Raw genomic sequence first — 3,410 nt, 5'->3', positions numbered from 1 at the left:
GCAAAACGGACTGCCAACTCCTGAGGTGGTAAGGTGCTTATGGTTCAATTATACAAGTAAGCAAAAAAGGCCTTTCTCCTGCGGAGGGCATGGCATTCGCGAGAGGCGGCGGGTTTTATCGCCATGACTACAGCTTACATGGCAGCGTCTTCGATCCACCGAACGGCCAAGGCCCCAGCTGAACAAGTTCAGATGGGCAGGGTTGGTCCGGCGGGGCTTCGTTAAGGAGGGTGGCGGCGATAACGGGATTTGTTTCTCAAAGCAGGCCATTGCCTGTGTAGCGGAACCGGTTCCTTGGACACAAGTTTAGACTATGCCGCCTGACGATTCTCCATCCAGATATGGCGGATTTCGTCGGGCGATGTGAAGGCGTTTTTCTCGATTCGCCATTCGCTGTTGTACAGTCCGACAAAGGCCTTCACGGCCTGTCGGACGTCATCGACGTTACGGAATATCCGGCCATAAATGGCCTGCTCTTTCAACGTTCGGTTGAAACGTTCGGCAACTCCGTTGGTTTGAGGCTCGGCAATGAAGGCAAAGCTGGGAGTGATTCCCCAGAACTTGATCTGGTTCTGAAAATGGTCTGAGAGGTACTGGGTGCCATGATCCATGCGTAGAGACAGTCCCCGGGCAACCCCTTTCTCGACGCTGCCGTAAAGGCGGCTTAGGGCCATGGAAAGCGGCTGAAGGGCGGCATAACGGTCACCGGTCTTGCACACATGCCAGCCGACGCATTCGGCGTTCCAATGCTCCACGGCGGTAAAGATCCAGACCCAGCCTTCGTCAAGAGTGAAGACGCGGGTGCCATCGGTGCCCCACATCCGGTTGGGGGCCAGGGTAATGATCTTGCCGTCACGCGCCTTGGCAACCTTGGGACGACCTCGGTGCGGAGAGAGCAGATGGTTCTCGCGCATGAGCCGCAAAACCTGCTTGCGTGAAATGCGGTGGCCATCACGGAACCGCAACCGGGCCCAGACCTTACGATGTCCCTCGCCAGTGAACGGTGAGGTAGCCAGGTCGTGGCGGATCAAGGCCAACAGGTCCTTGTCATTGATCCCTGGGCGCGGGCCACGACGGTTTGGCACCGCTTGCGGAACCCGGCGCAAGGCGTGGTAGAACGAGGAACGAGCCTGTTCCCAAACAGCACAAACCCGCTGGACGCCGTAGGGCTTTTCAGCTCCCGGGGAGATCGTTTGGCTCATTTCGACGACCTCCGTTTGGCTAAAGGGCCGGGTTTTTTAACCCGTTCCCAAAGAAGCTCGTTTTCCATGGTCAACTCGCCAATTCGACGCATGGCCTGGTTGAGTTCCGCCTGGACGGGATCGTTCTGTCGCTTTTTCAGCGACTCATCAATGCCGGCCAGTGCTTTCTCCCGCCATTGCTCCAGGCGGTAGATTTCAATACCCAGTTCGCGGGACAGCGCGTCAACAGATTCGCCCCGCAGCAGGCGCAGGACGACCTCACGCTTGCGGGCAGCACTCCACCGCTGCCCCTCGGCCAATGGCCCTGTGACGGTTTCGTTCTTGTTCTGTTTGGTCATTTTCAATCTCCTTGGACACGGGGACTTTACCCCAAATCAGTGTCCAAGAAAACTGGTGCCGCTATAAAGATAGGCTTCCTTTGCCTCAGTAATCCTTATCTGTGAAGAAGATCGTAAGCCTGCGGTTTCCCCGTTGGGTGACCTGATGGGCGATGCCGGCGGCCAGGACGCGTGTGATGCGAGCCATGGGGCGATGATTGGCATTCTCTTGTCGTTAACGCAAGGCAATAATTAAGTATGGTGTTTGAATGCATAAGTAGAAAAGTGGAAGCCTCCAGGTGGCGGACAGCTCATAATGAGCGGGCGGGGTCGAATTAATCGCCCCAAGTCGGACCCACAAGGAGGCTACCATGGAAAGTATTCACTACATCGGTCTGGACGTCCATAAGAAAACCATTTCTTATTGCATCAAGACCGCCAGCGGCAAGGTAGTGCAAGAAGGAAATATCCGTACCGAGCGCAAGGCGCTACGACATTGGCTGGCGGAGTTGCCCCGCCCTTGGATGGGCGCGCTGGAAGCGACGATCTTCACAGGGTGGATTTATGACTTTCTCAAGCCTCATAGCCTGGAGTTAAAGGTCGCCCACCCTGAAATGCTCAAAGCAATCACGGCAGCTAAAAAGAAGAGTGACCGGACCGACGCGGAGAAGCTAGCCGACCTGCTGCGGGTCAACTTATTGCCGGAATGCACCATGATGTCCGAAGAACTGCGTGAATTACGGCGTATTCTGCGCTACCGCGACCTAGTCGTCCGAACAGCCTCACAGATGAAGAACAAGATTTCCGGGCTGCTGATGGAAGTGGGAGCCACTTACGACAAACAGCGACTGCATGGGCATAAATATTTTAAAGAATTGTTGGAACGGGTGGAGGACGTTCCGGATTCAGTCAAGGACCTGTTGCGATTGAGCCGCAGCAACCTAGAGTTGTTTACCGCTGTCCAGAAGAGGCTGATCGCAACATTGCGGGAGCAACCCCTGATTCGGGAGCGTGTGGCCCGGTTGATGAGCATTCCCGGAGTCGGTGAGATCACGGCCCTGACGTGGGCCCTGGAAATCGGTGATCCGGCAAGATTCAGCAGCGCTCGCAACGCTATTAGCTACTGTGGTCTGTGCAGTGCCCAACGGGAATCAGCGGGGAAAGAACAGCGTGGTCCTATCTCCAAGAAGCGTAACAAGCACTTGCAGACAAAGCTGATCGAAGCAGCCAAGCTAGCACCGCACTGGAATTCACAACTGGCCGCACTGCATGAGAAAGAGCTAGCGCGAGGCAACCGCAACCGGGCGACCCTGGCGGTGGCGCGCAAACTGGTGGAGTACCTGCTGGCCGTTGATCGGCGTGAGACTCCCTTTGTAGAAGAAGCGCCGCAGGAAGTCGCTTAAACCACGGTACAAACAGCACCCTAACCCTTGATCCAAACGATCTTCCCGTCGGGCCTTGTTCTTCTGGGGACTGCGTGAGCCACGACTGCACGCCCTTTATTAGTGTTTCGAGGCCGGCGGGTTGGCCTAAACTCAATCTTCCGTAACGAGACTTCTCCTCGAAGACGGCAAATGGATGTCTGGTCGCCTGATCGGGCGGACCGCAAGCGCAGAATCAAAAAGGTCGGAAGGCATGAAGGGCTGCAGAACTAAGCCACGGGATGGTATCCGCGAGGTAAAGGGAAATCTCCGTTTTCCCCTTGACTTTACTTATCATGGATGTCCCCGGAATTTGCCAACGGCATAAGACTGACCGGCCTTTCGGGCCGGTCTTGGCGCAAGTTGGAACCTGATATAAATTGATCTTGCCGTTAATAAAATAGGCTCTTCAGCAGAATCTGTGGGTGACCTTCGGTTCTGGAAGATCACCAAGTGTATGATATAGGGCG

Annotated in this window: 3 protein-coding genes; 1 reads left to right on the top strand and 2 read right to left on the bottom strand. The window is 55.6% G+C overall.

Annotated elements, in window-relative coordinates:
• Nucleotides 1–311 precede the first annotated feature (311 nt).
• Both JQN68_RS14385 and JQN68_RS14380 read right to left on the bottom strand, forming a co-directional pair.
• Nucleotides 312–1,202, bottom strand: coding sequence for a DDE-type integrase/transposase/recombinase (locus JQN68_RS14385; RefSeq protein ID WP_225073708.1), 891 nt, complete (start codon nucleotides 1,200–1,202; stop codon nucleotides 312–314).
• The gene (locus JQN68_RS14380; protein WP_283775563.1) at nucleotides 1,199–1,540 is read right to left on the bottom strand and encodes a transposase; all 342 of its coding nucleotides are present in this window, start codon (nucleotides 1,538–1,540) and stop codon (nucleotides 1,199–1,201) included. The genes JQN68_RS14385 and JQN68_RS14380 overlap by 4 nt, the downstream gene beginning before the upstream one ends.
• A gap of 350 nt (nucleotides 1,541–1,890) precedes the next feature.
• Between JQN68_RS14380 and JQN68_RS14375 the strand changes: the two genes are divergently transcribed.
• Nucleotides 1,891–2,922, top strand: coding sequence for an IS110 family RNA-guided transposase (locus tag JQN68_RS14375; protein ID WP_225073709.1), 1,032 nt, complete (start codon nucleotides 1,891–1,893; stop codon nucleotides 2,920–2,922).
• Nucleotides 2,923–3,410: the final 488 nt, after the last annotated feature.

This window comes from Desulfuromonas sp. CSMB_57 (genome assembly GCF_020194955.2).
In the GTDB taxonomy this organism is placed as follows: domain Bacteria; phylum Desulfobacterota; class Desulfuromonadia; order Desulfuromonadales; family Syntrophotaleaceae; genus JAFCIY02.
Note: the sequence above shows the minus strand (reverse complement) of the source record. Positions and strands in the feature narration are given on the sequence as shown.

Coding starts and splice junctions, on each gene's coding strand:
- JQN68_RS14385 (WP_225073708.1), bottom strand. CDS start 1,202: ATGAGCCAAACGATCTCCCCGGGAGCTGAAAAGCCCTACGGCGTCCAG.
- JQN68_RS14380 (WP_283775563.1), bottom strand. CDS start 1,540: ATGACCAAACAGAACAAGAACGAAACCGTCACAGGGCCATTGGCCGAG.
- JQN68_RS14375 (WP_225073709.1), top strand. CDS start 1,891: ATGGAAAGTATTCACTACATCGGTCTGGACGTCCATAAGAAAACCATT.